The 17381-nt window shown below is 71.2% G+C and carries 16 protein-coding genes; 7 read left to right on the top strand and 9 right to left on the bottom strand.

Annotated elements, in window-relative coordinates; genetic code table 11:
• Window positions 1–88 precede the first annotated feature (88 nt).
• Window positions 89–781, top strand: coding sequence for a VIT1/CCC1 transporter family protein (locus tag ACFVSU_RS10140; RefSeq protein WP_387141825.1), 693 nt, complete (start codon window positions 89–91; stop codon window positions 779–781).
• Window positions 782–883: 102 nt separating this feature from the next.
• Here ACFVSU_RS10140 and ACFVSU_RS10135 read toward each other — a convergent pair whose 3' ends face one another.
• Entirely contained in the window at window positions 884–1519 is a 636-nt protein-coding gene (locus ACFVSU_RS10135; RefSeq protein ID WP_387141822.1) for a metal-dependent transcriptional regulator, read from the bottom strand.
• Between the two features lie 24 nt (window positions 1520–1543).
• A complete protein-coding gene (locus tag ACFVSU_RS10130) occupies window positions 1544–2917 on the bottom strand; it encodes an Nramp family divalent metal transporter (RefSeq protein WP_387141819.1) in 1374 nt (457 codons plus the stop codon).
• A gap of 254 nt (window positions 2918–3171) precedes the next feature.
• Between ACFVSU_RS10130 and ACFVSU_RS10125 the strand changes: the two genes are divergently transcribed.
• On the top strand, window positions 3172–3315 hold the full coding sequence (locus tag ACFVSU_RS10125; RefSeq protein ID WP_387141816.1) for a hypothetical protein: 144 nt from the start codon (window positions 3172–3174) through the stop codon (window positions 3313–3315).
• Window positions 3316–3359: 44 nt separating this feature from the next.
• Window positions 3360–4028 (top strand): TrmH family RNA methyltransferase, encoded by a 669-nt coding sequence (locus ACFVSU_RS10120; RefSeq protein WP_387141813.1) that lies wholly within the window; start codon window positions 3360–3362, stop codon window positions 4026–4028.
• A 22-nt stretch (window positions 4029–4050) separates the two neighbouring features.
• Here the strand turns inward: ACFVSU_RS10120 and ACFVSU_RS10115 are convergent, their stop codons facing one another.
• The 3 genes from ACFVSU_RS10115 to ACFVSU_RS10105 all read right to left on the bottom strand — a co-directional run bounded on the left by ACFVSU_RS10115 (window position 4051) and on the right by ACFVSU_RS10105 (window position 7731).
• A complete protein-coding gene (locus ACFVSU_RS10115; protein WP_387141810.1) occupies window positions 4051–5262 on the bottom strand; it encodes an NAD(P)/FAD-dependent oxidoreductase in 1212 nt (403 codons plus the stop codon).
• Window positions 5259–6320, bottom strand: coding sequence for a semialdehyde dehydrogenase (locus ACFVSU_RS10110; RefSeq protein ID WP_387141807.1), 1062 nt, complete (start codon window positions 6318–6320; stop codon window positions 5259–5261). Before ACFVSU_RS10110 ends, ACFVSU_RS10115 begins: the two co-directional genes overlap by 4 nt.
• Before the next feature lie 91 nt (window positions 6321–6411).
• Window positions 6412–7731, bottom strand: coding sequence for an MATE family efflux transporter (locus tag ACFVSU_RS10105; protein ID WP_387141804.1), 1320 nt, complete (start codon window positions 7729–7731; stop codon window positions 6412–6414).
• Window positions 7732–7949: 218 nt separating this feature from the next.
• Between ACFVSU_RS10105 and ACFVSU_RS10100 the strand changes: the two genes are divergently transcribed.
• From ACFVSU_RS10100 to ACFVSU_RS10090, 3 genes are all read left to right on the top strand, one after another.
• Window positions 7950–9914, top strand: a complete 1965-nt coding sequence (locus ACFVSU_RS10100; protein WP_387141801.1) for a M13 family metallopeptidase — start codon at window positions 7950–7952, stop codon at window positions 9912–9914.
• A gap of 64 nt (window positions 9915–9978) precedes the next feature.
• Window positions 9979–10890: a serine hydrolase gene (locus ACFVSU_RS10095; RefSeq protein ID WP_378904830.1), complete on the top strand. Its 912-nt coding sequence runs from the start codon at window positions 9979–9981 to the stop codon at window positions 10888–10890.
• 86 nt (window positions 10891–10976) lie between these two features.
• Window positions 10977–12089 carry a 5-methyltetrahydropteroyltriglutamate--homocysteine S-methyltransferase gene (locus ACFVSU_RS10090; RefSeq protein WP_310243758.1) on the top strand — a complete coding sequence of 371 codons (1113 nt, stop codon included), beginning with the start codon at window positions 10977–10979 and terminating at the stop codon, window positions 12087–12089.
• Window positions 12090–12135: 46 nt separating this feature from the next.
• Here ACFVSU_RS10090 and ACFVSU_RS10085 read toward each other — a convergent pair whose 3' ends face one another.
• From ACFVSU_RS10085 to ACFVSU_RS10070, 4 genes are read right to left on the bottom strand one after another with little or no spacing between them, the layout of a single operon-like run.
• Window positions 12136–13101 (bottom strand): VOC family protein, encoded by a 966-nt coding sequence (locus ACFVSU_RS10085; protein WP_387141795.1) that lies wholly within the window; start codon window positions 13099–13101, stop codon window positions 12136–12138.
• Between the two features lie 22 nt (window positions 13102–13123).
• Window positions 13124–14203, bottom strand: coding sequence for a 4-oxalomesaconate tautomerase (locus tag ACFVSU_RS10080; RefSeq protein ID WP_387141793.1), 1080 nt, complete (start codon window positions 14201–14203; stop codon window positions 13124–13126).
• On the bottom strand, window positions 14190–14906 hold the full coding sequence (locus ACFVSU_RS10075) for a 4-carboxy-4-hydroxy-2-oxoadipate aldolase/oxaloacetate decarboxylase (RefSeq protein WP_387143469.1): 717 nt from the start codon (window positions 14904–14906) through the stop codon (window positions 14190–14192). The genes ACFVSU_RS10080 and ACFVSU_RS10075 overlap by 14 nt, the downstream gene beginning before the upstream one ends.
• Window positions 14907–14922: 16 nt before the next feature.
• On the bottom strand, window positions 14923–15681 hold the full coding sequence (locus ACFVSU_RS10070) for a PIG-L deacetylase family protein (protein ID WP_387141790.1): 759 nt from the start codon (window positions 15679–15681) through the stop codon (window positions 14923–14925).
• Window positions 15682–15831: 150 nt separating this feature from the next.
• Here ACFVSU_RS10070 and ACFVSU_RS10065 point away from each other — a divergent pair, with 150 nt between their 5' ends.
• Entirely contained in the window at window positions 15832–17241 is a 1410-nt protein-coding gene (locus tag ACFVSU_RS10065) for an aminomethyl transferase family protein (protein WP_387141787.1), read from the top strand.
• Window positions 17242–17381 lie beyond the last annotated feature (140 nt).

Below are 17381 nucleotides of genomic sequence, written 5' to 3'. Positions count from 1 at the left end.
CTCCCCGGCGTGTCGTCGTGAATCTCCGATTCTGTGTCGGGACACGGATGCCGCGACCCCGGCTGTCAGACTGACCGCGGGAGGTCGCATGGCCGAGGTCGCCCCGTCGCTGTGGTCGCACTTCGTCGCGCGCGTGCGCGAGACCTCGTGGGCGATCGACGCGAACGACGGGATCATCGCGACCGCGGGTCTGCTTCAGGGTTTCGCGGGTGCCGGTGCCGGCGACCGCCTGCTGCTGTTCACCGCGATCGCCGCGATGATCGCCGGCGGACTGAGCGCCGGCGGCGCGAAGTGGGCCGAGGTCGCGGCAGAGCGCGAGTCCGAGCTCGAGATCGCCGCGCGGGAGCAGGAGGAGCTCCAGCGGGACCCGGCGGGGGAGCTCGCGACGCTCGCGGCCCACTGGGAGTCGCGCGGGCTCGCGCCTGACCTCGCGCTCGAGGTCGCGCAGCAGCTCACGGCGCGCGACGCGCTCGGCGCCCAGCTCGACGCGGAGCATGGGCTCGAGGAGATCACGCACCGCTCGGCGCCCTGGTGGGCCGGGCTCGAGACCGCCATCGCCTTCATGATCGGCGCGGCGATCCCCGTGCTCATCACCTACTACGCCCCCGTCGCGATCGAGACGTGGGCGATCATCGTCGCGGTCGTCGTGTCGCTCGCGCTGACGTCGCTGGTGGCGGCGGGCGTCGGCCGCCTGTCGGCGCTGCGCATGCTGATCCGCAGCCTCGCGGTCGGCCTCGGCACGATGGGCGTCAGCTACCTCGCAGGTGTGATCTTCTTTTGACCGGCCCCCGCCCGGTCCGGAGTCCTCCCGAGTCGCCACGACACGCCGTGGGCCGGGTTCGCCACCCGGCGTGTTGTGGCGACTCGAGGAAGGGGAAGCGCCTCAGGCGCTGAGCCAGACGGCGTCGCCCGCGGCGTCGGGAAGAGACACCGACGCGGTGCCGATGCGGAGGGCCGCAGCATCCGTCACCGTCACGGTCGTGCCGACGGCCACGCCGGCCGACTCGACGGCCCGGAGCAGTTCGGGGTCACGGTCGCTCACACGGAGCACCCGGCCCACGTGTCCGACGGGCGCTGCGGCGAGCAGCACGAAGGGTTCGCGGTGCACGTGGCCCGCGGCATCCGGGATCGCATCGCCGTGCGGGTCGAAGCGCGGGCGCCCGAGCCGCTCGTCGATGCCCTCGAGCAGCCGGTCGCTGATCGCGTGCTCGAGCACCTCGGCCTCGTCGTGCACCTCGTCCCACGCGTAGCCGAACTCGCTGACGAGCCACGTCTCGATCAGCCGGTGCCGGCGGATGATCGCCGCCGCGCGGCGCTCGCCCTCCTCCGACAGCGCGATCGGACCGTACGGGCGATGCGTGACGAGACCCTGGGCGGCGAGCTTCTGCACCATCTCGGTGACGCTCGACGGCGCGAGGCCGAGCTCGCCGGCCAGCTGCGACGGCGTGATGCGGTCGTCCTGCCACTCGGTGTGGTGGTAGATCGTCTTCAGGTAGTCGTCGATCGCAGGGGAGGCCACGGTTTCAGGGTACCGGGCGGCCTTTCACGCGCCCGTCAGCACCAGGTACAGCAGCACGCCGTTGAGGGCGATGAGGAACACGGATGCTGCGATCCCCGCGATCGTCGTCCACACCCGGTTGCGGTACCCGCCGAGCACCTCGCGGTTCGCGGTGAGCGCGACCAGGGGGATGAGCGCGAACGGGATGCCGAACGACAGCACCACCTGGCTCAGCACGAGGGCGACCGTCGGGTCGAAGCCGATCGCGAGGATCGCGAGTGCCGGGATCAGCGTGACCAGCCGGCGGGCGAGCAGCGGCACGCGGATGTGCAGGAGGCCGTGCATGATCTCGGCGCCGGCGTACGCGCCGACCGACGTGCTGGCGAGGCCGCTGGCGAGCAGTCCCACCGCGAACAGCGTCGCGACGAGCGGCCCGAGCCCCGCGTACAGTGCGGCGTACGCGCCCTCGAGCGAGTCGGTGCCGGGGACGCCGGCCAGATTCGCCGCCGCGAGCAGCAGGATGCAGAGGTTCACCGTGCCCGCGATGAGCATCGCGATCGTGACGTCCCACTTCGTCGCGCGCAGCAGGCGGGGGGTGGGGATGCCGCGCAGCTCGGCCAGCGTCGGGTCTGCCGGGGCGCCGATCGGGGCGTCGGCAGCGCGGGAGCCGCGCGGCATCAGTCGGTCGCCGCCGAGGGCCGCGCCGGCCGTCGCCGGTGTCGGGGCGAAGCGGTCACGGGCCAGGGCGCTGTGCGCGTAGATGGCGTGCGGCATGATCGTGGCGCCGAGGATCGAGGCCGCCAGCAGCACCGAGTCGGTGCCCTCGAAGCGGGGCACGAGGCCTGCCACCACGCTCGCGCCGTCGGGCGGGGCGACGAACACGCCGAACGAGAAGCCGATCGCGATGATGGCGAGCAGGCCGATCACGACGAACTCGAACGTGCGCGGACCCCGCCGCGACTGGATGAGCAGGAGCGCGATCGACACCGCGCCGGTGATCGCGCCACCCCACAGCAGCGGGACGCCGAACAGGAGGTTGAGCGCGACGGCGCCGCCGATCACCTCGGCGATGTCGGTCGCCATCGCGACGAGCTCGGCCTGCAGCCAGTACGCGCGGCGGCCCCAGCGGTTGCCGATGCGGCGGCCGAGGGTCTCGGGCAGGCTGCGGCCGGTGACGATGCCGAGCTTGGCCGACAGGTACTGGATGAGCCAGGCCATCACGTTGCCGAGCACCACGACCCACACCAGCAGGTACCCGTACCGGGCGCCCGCCGTCATGTTGCTCGCGACGTTGCCGGGGTCGAGGTACGCGACCCCCGCGACGAGCGCCGGGCCGATCAGCCACGCGAGGCGCGGCATCGACAGGCGCCGGCTCGGGAGCGGCGTCGGGGCGCTGACGTCCTCGGCAGTTTTCGGCATACCGAAAACGTACCTTGTTTTCGGTATGCCGAAAAGAGCGCGGTCGCGCCGTCGGTCGGCGAGACAAGGGAACTCGGCTGAGACCGGGGACGCGGTCCTGGGTCTCGGCGAGAATCCTCTGTTTCGAGGTGGGGCAGCCGTGGTGCGCAGCCGGACGGCTGTCGGCACGTCCGTGACGGCCTGTCAACCCCCAGTCGCTCCGGGGCGATCGGCGATATGCCTGACTCGACATATCCCGAGAGCAGGCGGTACAGATGACGACGAAGTTGGTCGCGGCGATCCATCGCGCGATGGAAGGCCTGCGGGAGCGCCGGGGCTCGCGCCCGAGCCACCGCGCGTGGCGGGCGTCGCTCGCGGACACGCGCCGCAGCCAGTGGCATCAGACGCCGCACCCCTGATCGCCCGATCGCCGGGTGCGCGTCGCGGCGGATAGCCTGGGCCGGTGAACCCGCCCGACCCGAGCGCCGCCGAGCCCGCCGAGCCCGCCGAGCCGACGCTGCCGGTCGGCGTGGGGCCGTGGCCTGGGGGTCCGGACGCGTGGCCCGACGACCCGCGCTACGACCGCGAGCTGCTCGCGAACGGCGACGCCCGCAACGTCGTCGACCCCTACCGGTACTGGACGATGGACGCCATCGTCGCCGACCTCGACACGCGCCGCCACGCGTTCCACGTCGCGATCGAGAACTGGCAGCACGACATGAACATCGGCTCGATCGTGCGCAGCGCCAACGCGTTCCTCGCCGCCGAGGTGCACATCATCGGCAAGCGCCGCTGGAACCGCCGCGGAGCCATGGTGACCGACCGCTACCAGCACGTGCGTCATCACGAGACCGTCGAGTCGTTCACCGCGTGGGCGGATGCCGCGTCCCTGCCCGTCATCGCGATCGACAACGTCGAGGGCTCGCTGCCCCTGCCGGCCGCCGATCTGCCCGAGGCGTGCGTGCTGCTGTTCGGCCAGGAAGGACCCGGGCTGTCGCCGGAGGCGCTGGCGGCAGCATCCGGAACCGTCCAGATCGAGCAGTACGGCTCGACCCGCTCGATCAACGCGAGCGCCGCCGCGGCCGTCGTCATGTACGAGTGGTGCCGCCGCTGGGCGTCCACCGGTCGTTGAGCGAGCTTGCGAGTCGGAACGGTCAGGCGGGAGACGTCGTCAGCCCGGTGACAGGCTGAGGCGCATTCGAAGCGGCGCGCCGACGCGGCGCGAGCGCGAAGCGCGAGAGGTCCGCCACGACGCCCGCTGCCCGCGAACGCGACGGCATGAAGCGGAGGAAGAATCCGAGGCGCAGGATCCACGCGAGGGTCCCGGTGAACGGCACCCCGTAGAGCTCCGAGATGCCGTGGCCGAAGCCGAACGAGGCCGCGCGTCCGAGCCCGCGGTAGGTGAAGCGCCCTGCCGTCCGTCCGCGCAGTCGCCCTGCGATCGCGCGGCCGATGTGGTCGCCGCCCTTCATAGCCCACAGTGCGTTGGCGGGCACGGGCTCGCCCGTGACCGGATGCTCGACCCGCGCGCCGTCGCCCGCCGCCCACACGCCGTACCGGACCGCGAGCGTCGGCTGCGTGCGCAGGCGACCGCGTTCGTCGCGCCAGGGGTCGAGCCCGGGGATGCGCACGGGACGCTGGCCGGTCGTGGCGACGACCGTCGCCGTCGCGAGCGACGTGCCGTCGGAGAGCTGCGCCGCGGTCGGCGTGACCTCGGTGAGCCGAACGCCGGTCACCACCCGCACCCCGAGCCGTTCGAGTTCCCGCGCGGCGCGGGCCGCCAGTCGTGGCTGATCGGACCACTCGCCGACGAGGTGAGCGCGGGAGTGCACGAGGGTGACGGGGTGTCCGCGATCGGCGATGGCCGCCGCGAGCTCGGCGCCCGCGATCCCGCCGCCGGCGACGACGACCGGCGATCCGGGCACAGTCGCGAGATGGTCCGCGAGGTCGGCGATCTCGTCCGGGCCGCGCAGCGCGTAGCCGTGCTCGGCGAGCCCGGGGACCTCGGCGACCGGCTCCCTCGCTCCGGTGCCGACGACGAGGTGGTCGTAGGTCAGCGTCTCGACGTCGCCGTCGTCGTGGCGTCGGTACGACAACGACCGGCCCGCGGCGTCGATGCGCACCGCGCGACCCTCGATGATGCGCGCGAGCGGCATCGCCTCGGCCAGCGGCGTGGCCACGCGGTCGCGGTCGATCATCCCCGCCAGCAGCTCGCCGGTGAAGCCGTGGAAGCGGTGCGCCGTGTCGGCCGAGATGACCACGATCTCGAGGTCGCCTCGCCGCAGTCGCCGCCCGGCCCGGCGCGCGAGGGTCGCGTAGGTGTGGAGGGTGACATAGCCCCCGCCCAGCAGCACCACGCGGGTCATGCGATCACCTTCGTGCGTCGCTCGAGCACCACCGGTGCGCCGAAGCTCGTCGGGGCGGCCATGCGGAAGCCGAGGTGTGCGAGGTCGGCAGCCCGAGCGCGGATGTCGTCGATCTGCTCGAGGGTGGGGTTGCCGATCGAGAAGTGTCCGCGATGGCCGGTGAGGGCGAGGATCGCCGTCTCGGCGAAGCAGGCGTAGGAGCGGCCGTCGGGCAGCCCGATCTCGCCGCCCGTGAGCCGCAGGCTCGGGATCGAGACGATGCCGCCATCGACGACGAGCACGTCGGGCCGCGCAGTGGCGAGGGCGGGCGACGTGTTGCGCGGCTGGGTCGCGTCGAGCACGACCGCGCCGGGTGCGAGGTGGTCGGGGCCGAGGATCGTGTCGGCCGAGGCCGTGAGGAGCACGACCAGGTCGGCGCCCTGGACGGCATCGATCGACAGCGCGACCGTCACGTCGACGTCGCCGGCGACCGACGCCGCGAGCGCCTCCAGGCGCGGTGCGGTGCGGGCGATCAGCGTCAGCCGTGCCTCGGCGGGGTCGCGGGCGAGCAGCGTGGTGACCGCGCTGCCCACGCTGCCGCTTGCGCCCACGATCGCGATGTGCGGACGTGTGACACGCGCCGAGACGTGGGGGAGCAGCATCCGGATCTGGTCCTCTACGATCGCCGCCGTGAACGCGTTGCCGTTCGTCACCCCGATGTCGGAGCGTCCGCGCAGGGTGGCTCCGCCGGCCGTCACCGTCGCGGTCAGCGCGCCGAGTCCCACGACGTCTGCGCCGAGTGCCGCGGCACGGTCGACCGCGCGGGTCACGCGCCGCCGGCCGCCCTCGATGTCGGAGAGCAGATGGCGCGCGCCGAAGGGGACCAGCACGACGTGACCGACGCGCTCGCCGCCGATCTGCGCGCCGGCCATCGTGATCGGCGGCAGCGGCAGGCGCCGCAGGGCGGCGTCGTAGACGGACTCCGGCACCAGTCTCAGCGGCCGCCATGCGCGAGCGAGGTCCTCGCGCAGACGCGCACGAGGGTGGACGGTGAACGCGAATGTTCCGGTGCCGGACACGGGAGGCTCCTTCCGGCGGCCGCGGATGGACGCCATGTGACTCAGGAGCCGTCGGCGGCGGGGGTGATACCTCGGTGCGCGGAACCTGTCGTCAGGCCTCGACGGACAGCCAGGCCGAACCGCGCACGCGCCAGCCGAGGGTGGCGAGCCGGGCGAGCATGTAGACGCCGAAGAACGCGACGGCGAGCCACGCGAGCCCGGCCGCCCCGACGGGATGCAGCCACGCGACGAGCGCGAGCGCGGGGACGAAGGGCACGAGGTTCAGCACCCCGACGATCGCGAGGTACTTCGCGTCCCCGGCGCCGATGAGCACGCCGTCGAGCACGAACACGACTCCGCACACCGGCTGGGCGATCGCGAGCACGATGAGCGCGGGCTGGACGAGGGTCGCGATGCCGGCGTCGCCGGTGAAGGCCAGCCCGATGACGCCCGACAGCGCCCCGATGATCGCACCCGTGATCACGCCGAACCACGCGCCCCACGCGACGGTGCGGCCGAGCACGCGGCGGACGAGAGGCCTGTCTTCGGCACCGAGGCCCTTGCCGATGAGCGCCTGCGCGGCGATCGCGAGCGCGTCGAGCGCGAAGGCGGCCGTCGAGAAGATCGTGAAGGCGACCTGCCAGCCGGCGAGCTCGACCGTGCCGAGCCCGGTCGCGACGGCGACCGTCGCCAGCAGCGCGAACCGCAGCGACACGGTGCGCAGGAACAGCCAGCCGCCGGAACGTGCGGAGCCGCGCACCCCCTCGCGCTGAGGGCGGATGGATGCCTCGTGCCGCCGCGCGAGCCGTCCGACGACGACCGCGTACGCGGCGACCATGCCCCACTGCGCGACGACGGTGCCGATCGCGGAGCCCGCGATGCCCCACCCGAAGCCGTAGATGAAGAGCCAGTTGAGCAGGGCGTTCGCGGCGAAGCCGAGTCCGGCGATCCACAGTGGCGTGACGGTGTCCTGCATGCCGCGGAGGAGACCGGTCGCGGCGAACACGACGAGCATCGCGGGAAGGCCCCACATCGAGATGCCGAGGTAGATCTCGGCTTGCTGGGCGACCTCGGGCGTCGCGCCGAACAGGCCGACGAGCAGCGGCGTCGCGACGTAGCCGACGAGCGCGAGCACCGCTCCGATGCCGAGCGCGAGCCAGATGCCGTCGATGCCGACCGACACCGCACGGGACGGGTCGCCGGCGCCGAACCGGCGCGCGACGGCGGGCGTCGTCGAGTAGGCGAGGAACACCATGAGCCCGACGATCGTCTGCAGCACGGCGGACGCGATGCCGAGCCCCGCGAGCGGCTCGACGCCGAGATGGCCGACGAGTGCCGAGTCGACGATCAGGAACAGCGGCTCGGCGATCAGGGCGCCGAGCGCCGGCACCGCGAGCCGCAGGATGTCGCGGTTCAGAGTGTCGGTCGTCACCCCAGAAGCCTAGGACCGGGCGCCGACGCCGGGGCGCAGCATCCATCGCTCCTCAGATGAGGAAGAGAGCCGAGACGCGGGCCGATCCCCGCTGTCGCATCCGCAGCTCGGCAACGCTCCTCAACTGAGGATCAGGATGCTTCATCACAATGTCGTCACGAGCGGCGATCCGGCCGCTCCCGAGAGTTGTCCAGGCTTCGGGCGACTACCCTGGACGCATGACCGATGCCCCCCGCTCCGGTCTCGCGCTCGAGGAACTCAGCGCCGAGATCCGCCCCCAGGACGACCTGTTCCGCCACGTCAACGGAAGCTGGCTCGACCGGACCGAGATCCCGGAGGACAAGGCACGGTGGGGCTCGTTCCACCTCATCGCGGAGCAGGCCGAGAAGGACGTGCACGCGATCATCGAGGAGTCGCAGCAGGCCGAGCCCGGCACCGAGGCCCGCAAGATCGGCGACCTCTACACGAGCTTCATGGACACCGAGCGCATCGAGGCGCAGGGCGCCGCGCCCCTCGCGGACTCGCTGGCCCGCGTCGAGGCGATCGAAGACATCCCCGGTTTCCTGCGCACGATCGGCGAGTTCGAGCGCGACGGCATCGCCGCGCTGATCCACCTCTACTTCGAGCCGGATCCGGGCAACCCCGAGCGCTACGTCCCGTTCTTCATCCAGGGCGGCCTGTCGCTCCCGGACGAGAGCTACTACCGCCTCGACAACTTCCAGGAGACGCGCATCGCGTTCCGCACCCACGTGCAGCGCATCCTCGAGCTCGCGGGCGTGGCCGAGGCCGAGGCATCCGCAGATCGCATCGTCGCGATCGAGACGGAACTCGCCACCCACCACTGGGACAACGTCTCGAGCCGCGACGCGGTCAAGACGTACAACCTCAAGACGTGGGACGAGGTCCAGGAGCTCGTCGGCGTCGACCTGACGCCGTGGCGCGAGGGCGCGGCCCCCGACCACGCCGACGCGTTCGCCGAGATCAACGTCTACCAGCCGAGCTTCTTCGAGGGCCTCGGCGCCCTGCTCGTCGAGGACCGTCTCGAGGACTGGAAGGCGTGGCTGCGCTTCGCCGTCGTGCACTCCGGCGCCCCGTTCCTGTCGGAGGAGTTCGTCGCCGAGAACTTCGGGTTCTACGGCACGCAACTGACGGGCGTCCCGGTCAACCGCGAGCGCTGGAAGCGCGGCGTCAGCCTCACCGAGGCCGCCATGGGCGAGGCCATCGGCCGTGTCTACGTCGAGCGCCACTTCCCGCCCGCCGCCAAGGAGGCGATGGACGAGCTGGTGGCCAACCTCATCGAGGCGTACCGCCAGTCGATCGCCGAGCTCGAGTGGATGAGCCCCGAGACCCGTGAGCGCGCGCTCGCGAAGCTCGACGCGTTCACCCCGAAGATCGGGTACCCGGTGAAGTGGAAGGACTACTCCACCCTCGAGATCGCGAGCGACGACCTCATCGGCAACGTCCGCCGCGCCCACGTGTGGGAGCACGACCGCCAGCTCGCCAAGGTGGGCCAGCCGATCGACCGCGACGAGTGGTTCATGACGCCGCAGACCGTCAACGCGTACTACAACCCGCTGATGAACGAGATCGTGTTCCCGGCGGCGATCCTGCAGTACCCGTTCTTCGACGTCGAGCGCGACGCAGCCGCCAACTACGGCGGCATCGGCGCGGTCATCGGCCACGAGATCGGCCACGGCTTCGACGACCAGGGCAGCCGCTTCGACGGCGACGGGTCGCTGCGCGACTGGTGGACCGACGACGACCGCGCCGCCTTCGAGGAGCGCACCAAGAACCTCATCGCCCAGTACGACGCCCTCGTGCCGCAGGGGCTCGCCGACGACAACAACGTCAACGGCGCGCTCACCATCGGCGAGAACATCGGCGACCTGGGCGGACTTGGCATCGCGATCAAGGCCTACGCCCTGTCGCTGGGCGATGCCGAAGCCCCGGAGCTCGACGGCTTCACGGGCATCCAGCGACTGCTGCTGAGCTGGGGACAGATCTGGCAGCAGAAGGGACGGGATGCTGAGACCATCCGTCTGCTCACGATCGACCCGCACTCGCCCAACGAGTTCCGGTGCAACCAGATCGTGCGCAACATCGACGCGTTCTACGATGCGTTCGGTGTGACCGAGTCGGATGCTCTCTGGCTCGACGAGGATCAGCGCGTCACCATCTGGTGACGGCCGGGCCGCGTGCGGCCCGATCACCCCGCAACAACGTCAAGGGGAGGGAAACTCCGTGGGCATGGAGCCCAGAAAGGATGCCGAGTCGCTGCGGGGGGCGCGACGGAGCACCGGTCGGCGGCTGCCGAAGAGGGCAGCGGCCGGTCGTCGTTCGTTCACGTCGACGCTGAAGGCGCTCGACGATCTCGCCGCATCCGGGGCCAAGATCTCGGTGCGCATCACCGACCTCGACCGCGGGACGTCCGTCCTGTCGGGCGACGACTTCGTGACGCTGCCCGTCGCCGGGCTCGGCGTCGTGCCGCTGCTCATCGAGGTCGCCGCCGCGTTCGAGTCGGGGCGCCTCGAGCCGCTCGAGATCATCGATCGCGCGCACATCGAGCCCGTCGGGGTCGGGGGAGTGTGGCAGCACCTCAAGGCGCCCGCACTGCCGCTCGTCGACCTCGCCGTGCTCACCGCCTCGACCGGCGACGCGCTCGCCGCCAACGCGCTGCTGCGCCGAGTGGGCCTGCCCGCCGTGCGCGCCCGCATCGAGGATCTCGGGCTCGCCCGCTCGGCGCTGCTCGACCGGTTCCGCGACGAGCGCGGGCCCGATGACGCCCCGCACTTCGCCCTCGGCTCCGCGCGCGAGCTCGCCGAGGTGTTCGCGGCGCTGGTGAACTCGCAGGTCGTCTCGCCGAGCGTGAGCGCCCAGGTGGCGGAGTGGCTGAGCCTCAACCACGACCTGTCGCTCGTGGCATCCGCCACCGGACTCGACCCGTTCTCGCACGAGAACGACGAGCACGGGCTGCTCTTCATCAACAAGACCGGCCGGGATGCGGGCATCCGTGTCGAGGCCGGCGTGCTGGCGGGCCCCCGCGCGGGAGTGTCGTACGCGCTCATCGTGTGCTTCGACGACCTGTCGATCTCGCACCGCCTGCGCGCGCACGAGGCGTTCCGCATCCTGGGGACCGACCTGATGGAGTACGTGTTCTGACCCGCGCCGTCTCACGGGGTGGGCGGTGATGACGCCGGGTGACGGGAGAGTACCTATGGCGGAAGGCATCCGGTACGCTCGCGAGGGTGTCAACACCGCCGTTCCGCGCCGACATCGTCGGCAGCTTCCTCCGTCCCGCTGAGCTCGCCGAGGCCCGTCGCCGGTTCGCCTCCGGCCAGATCGACGCCGATGCGCTGCGCGTCGCAGAGGAGACGGCGATCGCCGAGCTCGTCGTGCGCGAGGCCGATGCCGGCCTGAAGCTCGCGACGGACGGCGAGTTCCGCCGCTCGTGGTGGCACTTCGACTTCTTCGGCCTGCTCGACGGCGTCGAGATCGTCGAGCTCGACCACGGCATCCAGTTCCAGGGCGTGCAGACCAAGCCGCGCGGCATCGAGATCTCGGGCAAGATCGGCTTCAGCGACACGCACCCGTTCCTCGACCACTTCCGCTCGCTCAAGAGCCTGCTCGAGCGCACCACCGGCGCGGTGCCGAAGTTCAGCATCCCGGCACCCACCGTGCTCGACTTCCGCCTCGAGCCGGGGCACCTCGAGGGCTCGGGCTATGACGGCCGCGACGACATCGTCGACGACCTCGTGCAGGCGTACCGTGACGCCGTCGCCGCGTTCTACGACGCCGGTGCCCGCTACCTGCAGTTCGACGACACCGCATGGGCGTACCTCTGCTCCGAGGTCGAGCTCGAGAAGGCGCGCGAGCGCGGTATCGAGACCGACGGCATCGCCGAGCGCTACTCCGGCATCCTGAACCGCATCCTCGACGGCAAGCCCGACGACCTCACGATCACCACGCACGTGTGCCGCGGCAACTTCCGCTCGACGTGGATCTCGTCGGGCGGGTACGAGCCGGTCGCCGAGCAGCTGCTCGGCAACACCGCGTACGACGGCTACTTCCTCGAGTACGACAGCGAGCGCGCCGGCGGCTTCGAGCCGCTGCGGTTCCTGCCGGAGGGCGACAAGACGGTCGTGCTCGGGCTCATCACGTCGAAGAGCGGCGAGCTGGAGAACGTGGATGCTGTGAAGCACCGCATCGACGAGGCTGCGGCGTTCGCTCCGCTCGAGCAGCTGGCCCTGAGCCCCCAGTGCGGCTTCGCCTCGACCGAGGAGGGCAACGTCCTCACCGAGGACGAGCAGTGGGCCAAGGTGCGCGAGGTCGTCGACATCGCCGCCGACGTCTGGCGCTGACCCGTCGCTCCCAAACCCGAGGGAGCCACCCTGGGTGCGGCCGCGCTCAGTGGGCGGGGGACTCCACCACGGGGGTGCCGTGGGTGTGGAAGGTCTCGATCGTCTTCATGCCCCAGGCCTGGCCCTTGCGGCGCTCGGCCTCGGTCCACTCCACGACGGGCTGGTCGGGGTCCAGCAGCAGGCGGGCGCCCGCGTTCGCGAACTCGATGCGGTTGCCGCCGGGCTCCCAGACGTAGAGGAAGAACGTCTGGTTGATCGCGTGCTTGTGGGGCCCCGACTCGATGTGGATGCCGTTCTCGAGGAAGATGTCGGCGGCCTTGAGGATGTCTTCCCGCGTGTCGGGGGCGAACGCGATGTGGTGCAGGCGGTTGCCGTGCTTGGTCCAGTCGTCGGAGTAGACGACGTCGTACGACTTCAGTGAGAAGTGGAACCACCACGCCGCGAACTTGCCGGTGTCGAGCCGGATGCGCTCGGACTCGCGCATGCCGAGGGCGTCGCGGAGGAACGCGCCGTTCGCCTCGACGTCCTTCGCGAGGTAGTTGATGTGGTCGAGGCGGCGCGCGTTGACGCCCCGGCCGGGGAAGCGGGAGGCCTGGTTCTTCAGCGCCGGCCGGTCGTCGTCGCCGGCCTGGTAGCGCTCGGCCTCGTAGAAGATCGACATCGCGTGACCGTCGGGGTCGGTGAACTCGTACGTCGGTCCGCAGCCGACGTCGCCGTCGGTCCACCCGACGCCGAGCCCGGCCGCCTCGATCGCGGCGGCGCGCCGCTCCAGCGCCTGCGGAGACGATGCCCGGAACGACGTGCGACCCACGCCCGCAGCATCCGATGCCGTCAGCTTGATCGTGTAGAGCTGGTACTCGTCCCACGTGCGCAGGTACACGGAGTCGCCGTCCTCCGCGACGACGCGCATCGCCAGCAGGTCCTCGAAGAACCAGCGGCTCTCGGCGGGGGTGGGCGTCAGCAGCTCGACGTGGGCGAGGTGGGCGACGTCGAACGACGTGTCGGCGGTCATGGGGCGTCCTCTCTGACGGGTTTCACCGGCGCGGCCTCGGAAAGACCGTGCCGTCGAAGAGCTTGCGGGCGGTGCGCAGCGAGAAGGAGGTCGCGCGCCAGGTGCCGGCATCGTCCTGTGTGACGCGCACGCGCGACGGGAAGGTGCCGCTGGGGTGCTCGATCGCGGTGTCCTCCTCGCCGAGGGGGCCCGCGATCTCGTGCCCCACCGCGCCGGGGATCCGGAGGGCGGCGGCGACGGATGCTGCCATCAGCACGCCGATCGCCGTGTGCACGCGCGCCGGGATGAAGGCGCGGGTCGAGATCGCGCCGCCCGCCCGCGGCGGCGAGAGCAGGATCATCTTCGGCACCGTCTGCGCCGTCACGTCGCCGAGGCCCATGAGCGGACCGGCGGCGAGCCGCACCCGCTCGACCCGCGCGGCGAGGTCGGCATCGGCCTCGAGCGCCGTGGGCGACTCGGAGCCGTCGACGCCGAGGTCGGCCGCGCGCAGGAGCACGACCGGCATGCCGTTGTCGATGAGGGTCGCGGTGACGCCGTCCAGGTCGTCGGCGGGATGGCCGGTCGGGAGAAGGGGCTTGTCGTCGTCGCCCCCGACCTCGAGCTCGATGGCGGATGCCGTGCCCGGGACGCCGTCGATGGCGGCATCGCCGTCGTAGTCGGGGCGGCCGTCGGCCGTGGTGAAGACCGCGGTCGCGGTGTCCCCGGTGTTGAGGAGCCGGATGCGCACCGTGGTGCGGGCACCCGTCGCCGCGACGAGGCCGCGCTCGACGGCGAACGGACCGATGCCGGCGAGCAGGTTGCCGCACGTCTGCGCGTCGGCCACCGTCGCCGTGTCGACGCCGACCTGAAGGAACAGGTAGTCGACGTCGATGCCCTCGGCGCCCGACGTCGAGACGACCGCGACCTTGCTGGTGAGCGGATGCGCGCCGCCGATGCCGTCGATCTGGCGGGGGTCGGGCGAGCCCATGATCCGCAGCAGCAGATCGTCCCGCGGCCCAGGATCGGACGGCAGGTCGGAAGCGAGGAAGTACGCGCCCTTCGACGTGCCCCCGCGCATGAGCATGCAGCGGACGCCGTCGCGCACCGGGTCAGGCGCGCTCATGGTCGCGCGCCTCGTATTCAGCCTGCGTGACGTACTCGATGCCGAGCTCGGCGAGGAGGGGACGAAGGCCCTTGCGGTCGAGGCTCAGTTCAGCGCCGGCCCCGTAGGCTTCGCGGTCAGCGGCCTCCTTCGCGACGCGGGCGTCGGCGGCCGACAGGACGTCGGCGGCGCGCTCGCGCGGCACGACGACCACGCCGTCGTCGTCGGCGATGACCACATCGCCCGGCCGCACCGTCGCACCGGCGACGACGATCGGCACGTTGACAGAGCCGGGTGTCGCCTTGACGGTGCCTTGTGCGTGTACCGCGCTCGACCACACCGGGAAGCCCATCTCGCGCAGGTCTGCGGTGTCGCGGACGCCGGTCGTGGTGACGAGTCCCCGCACACCCCGGGCTGTGAGGGCCGTGGCGAAGAGATCGCCGAACGCCCCGTCGCTCGAGGGCGAGGTCGTGGCGACCACCAGCAGGTCCCCGTCGCGGCACTGCTCGATGGCGGCGTGGATCATGAGGTTGTCGCCGGGGTGGCTCAGCACCGTGACGGCGGTTCCGGCGATGCGCACGTCGTGCTGGATGGGACGGATGCCGGGACCCACGAGTCCCGTGCGGCCCATCGCCTCGTGCACCGTCGCGACGCCGTGGGATCCGAGCGCGCGGGTGGTCGCAGCATCCGTCCTCGCGATGTCGGTGACGATGACGGGCTTCATCACGGACGTACCCCGCTCACGACAGCACCGAGGTGACCTGCGGGAAGTGCCGCATGTAGGCCTCGCCCATGGTCTCGTGGTGAAGGCCGAGGTTCGGGCCCGCGTTGCGCTTGAGCTGCACTCCGCGGCGGACCGCGAGGTCGGTGTAGTACGACCACATGTGCTTCTGAGCGGGCAGGCACTCCATCGCGGCGCGCTTGCGCCCGAACGCCTCGGTGATGTCGAGGAGCACGTCGGGGGTGAAGTCGCACTGCTCGGGCTGGTGCGGCTCGAAGAAGAACACCGGCGGGGCGCCGATGATGTCGTCCTTGCCGGGGTAGCTGCCGTCCGAGTTCGCGACGCCGATCGCCTGTGCGAGCACGCGCGCCTCGAGCGCCATGCGCGCCGCCGCCGGGTGGTCGCCGTTGTAGGGATCGCGAAGGGTGTGCGTGAGCACGACGGTGGGCTGCACCCGCCGGTACAGATCGACCAGGCGCGAGACGGCGTCGCGCGACTCGACCAGGGGGTAGTCCCCGAGGTCGAGGAACTCGATCTCTGCACCGAGAGCGGATGCTGCGGCCTCGGCCTCGTCGCGCCGGATGCGCTTGATCTCGTTCAGCGACTTGCCGTTCAACCACTGGCTCGCCGACTCGCCGCGCTCGCCGTACGACAGGCACGCGACCACCGCGCGCTCGCCGCGGAGGGCGGCGGCCGCGATCGCTCCGCCCGCCCGCCACACGAAGTCGCCCGCGTGGGCGCTCACGACGAGGAGGGTGTCGACGGCGGTGTCTGTCATGGGGCCAGCGAACCATACCCGTGGCGAAATGGTCAACAAATTGTCTACAATCGTGGCGACCAAATACCTCTGGACGTAGGTATAGCCGCCACGTAGCATCGCGGTCAGGTCACCCGGAACGAACCACTGGACGAGGAAGTCGAGACAGGCATGGCGAGCAATCTGCAGCAGCTGATGGACGAACGGGGGAGCGTCGTCGAGATGCTCCGCAACTCTCAGCTGGGCACGTACATCTACCCGGTGGTTCCGGCCGAGTTCACCAACTGGCGGCGCGAGCAGAAGGCGTGGCGCGAGACTGCGGTGCTCTACGACCAGACCCACCACATGGTGAATTTCTTCATGACGGGTCCCGATGCGCTCAAGCTCCTGTCGGACACCGGCATCAACTCGTTCGCGAACTTCCCGGTGAACACGGCGAAGCAGTTCGTGCCGACCTCGTCGACGGGCGGCGTGATCGGCGACGGCATCCTCTTCCACCTCTCGGAGGACGAGTACGTCTACGTCGGCCGCGCGCCCGGGGCGAACTGGCTGCAGTTCCACGCCGAGACCGGTGGCTACGACGTCGAGACCCGCTACGACGACCGTTCGCCGTCGCGTCCCTACGGCGAGGCCGTCACGCGCGAGTTCTACCGCTTCCAGATCCAGGGCCCGAACGCGTGGCCCATCATCGAGAAGCTCGCCGGCCACGAGGTCGAGCAGGTGCGGTTCTTCCACATGGGCGAGCTCGAGATCGCGGGTCAGCGGGTGCGCACGCTCCGCCACGGCATGGCCGGAGCGCCGGGCCTCGAGATCTGGGGCCCGTACTCCGAGCACGGGCGCATCCGCGACGCGGTGCTCGAGGCGGGCCGCGAGTTCGGCCTCGAGCCGTGCGGCTCGCGCGCGTACTCGTCGAACACGCTCGAGTCGGGCTGGATCCCCTCGCCGCTGCCCGCGATCTACACCGGCGGCGACATCGAGCGCCGCTACCGCGAGTGGCTGCCGGCGAACAGCTACGAGGCCATCAACGCGCTCGCCGGCTCGTTCGTGTCGGACGACATCGAGGATTACTACCTCAACCCGTGGGACCTCGGCTACGGCTCGTTCGTGAAGTTCGACCACGACTTCATCGGCCGCGAGGCCCTCGAGCAGGTCGACCCCGAGGCACAGCGCAAGAAGGTCACCCTCGCGTGGAACGACGAGGACCTCAGCAAGCTGCTCACGAGCGTGATCGACCGCGAAGGTCCCGGGTACCAGTTCTTCGATCTGCCGAACGCGAACTACGGCTCGTCGAACTACGACGCCGTGATCGACGCCGACGGCGACACCGTCGGCCTGTCGCTGTTCACAGGCGTCACCGCGAACGAGAAGCGCGGCCTGTCGCTCGCGACCGTCGACCGCGACGTGCCGATCGGCGCCGAGGTGCGCGTGGTGTGGGGCGAGCCCGACGGCGGCTCGCGCAAGACCACCGTCGAGCCGCACGAGCAGCTCGCAGTGCGCGCCGTGGTCAGCCCGGTGCCGTACGCCGTGACCGCCCGCCAGGAGTACCACGGCGGCTGGCGCACCGCCGCCGCGGTGGTGTAGCGCAGGCGGCGGCGCCCATTCGGGGGCCGCAACACGCGGGGCTCGCACGTCGATTCCGCGTGTTGCGCCACCTGAAGCCGCAGGCCGGCGTGCATTCGCGCGGGCTTGAGGGCGCAGCATCCATTCGGGTGTCGAGACAC

The organism is Microbacterium sp. NPDC058062, assembly GCF_042885375.1.
Lineage (GTDB): Bacteria > Actinomycetota > Actinomycetes > Actinomycetales > Microbacteriaceae > Microbacterium > Microbacterium trichothecenolyticum_C.
The sequence above is the reverse complement of the archived record's forward strand: the minus strand, read 5'-3'. Positions and strand labels throughout refer to the sequence as shown.

Coding starts and splice junctions, on each gene's coding strand:
- ACFVSU_RS10115 (WP_387141810.1), bottom strand. CDS start 5,262: ATGACCCGCGTGGTGCTGCTGGGCGGGGGCTATGTCACCCTCCACACC.
- ACFVSU_RS10130 (WP_387141819.1), bottom strand. CDS start 2,917: ATGCCGAAAACTGCCGAGGACGTCAGCGCCCCGACGCCGCTCCCGAGC.
- ACFVSU_RS10065 (WP_387141787.1), top strand. CDS start 15,832: ATGGCGAGCAATCTGCAGCAGCTGATGGACGAACGGGGGAGCGTCGTC.
- ACFVSU_RS10070 (WP_387141790.1), bottom strand. CDS start 15,681: ATGACAGACACCGCCGTCGACACCCTCCTCGTCGTGAGCGCCCACGCG.
- ACFVSU_RS10085 (WP_387141795.1), bottom strand. CDS start 13,101: ATGACCGCCGACACGTCGTTCGACGTCGCCCACCTCGCCCACGTCGAG.
- ACFVSU_RS10125 (WP_387141816.1), top strand. CDS start 3,172: ATGACGACGAAGTTGGTCGCGGCGATCCATCGCGCGATGGAAGGCCTG.
- ACFVSU_RS10075 (WP_387143469.1), bottom strand. CDS start 14,906: ATGAAGCCCGTCATCGTCACCGACATCGCGAGGACGGATGCTGCGACC.
- ACFVSU_RS10140 (WP_387141825.1), top strand. CDS start 89: ATGGCCGAGGTCGCCCCGTCGCTGTGGTCGCACTTCGTCGCGCGCGTG.
- ACFVSU_RS10080 (WP_387141793.1), bottom strand. CDS start 14,203: ATGAGCGCGCCTGACCCGGTGCGCGACGGCGTCCGCTGCATGCTCATG.
- ACFVSU_RS10095 (WP_378904830.1), top strand. CDS start 9,979: ATGGAGCCCAGAAAGGATGCCGAGTCGCTGCGGGGGGCGCGACGGAGC.
- ACFVSU_RS10100 (WP_387141801.1), top strand. CDS start 7,950: ATGACCGATGCCCCCCGCTCCGGTCTCGCGCTCGAGGAACTCAGCGCC.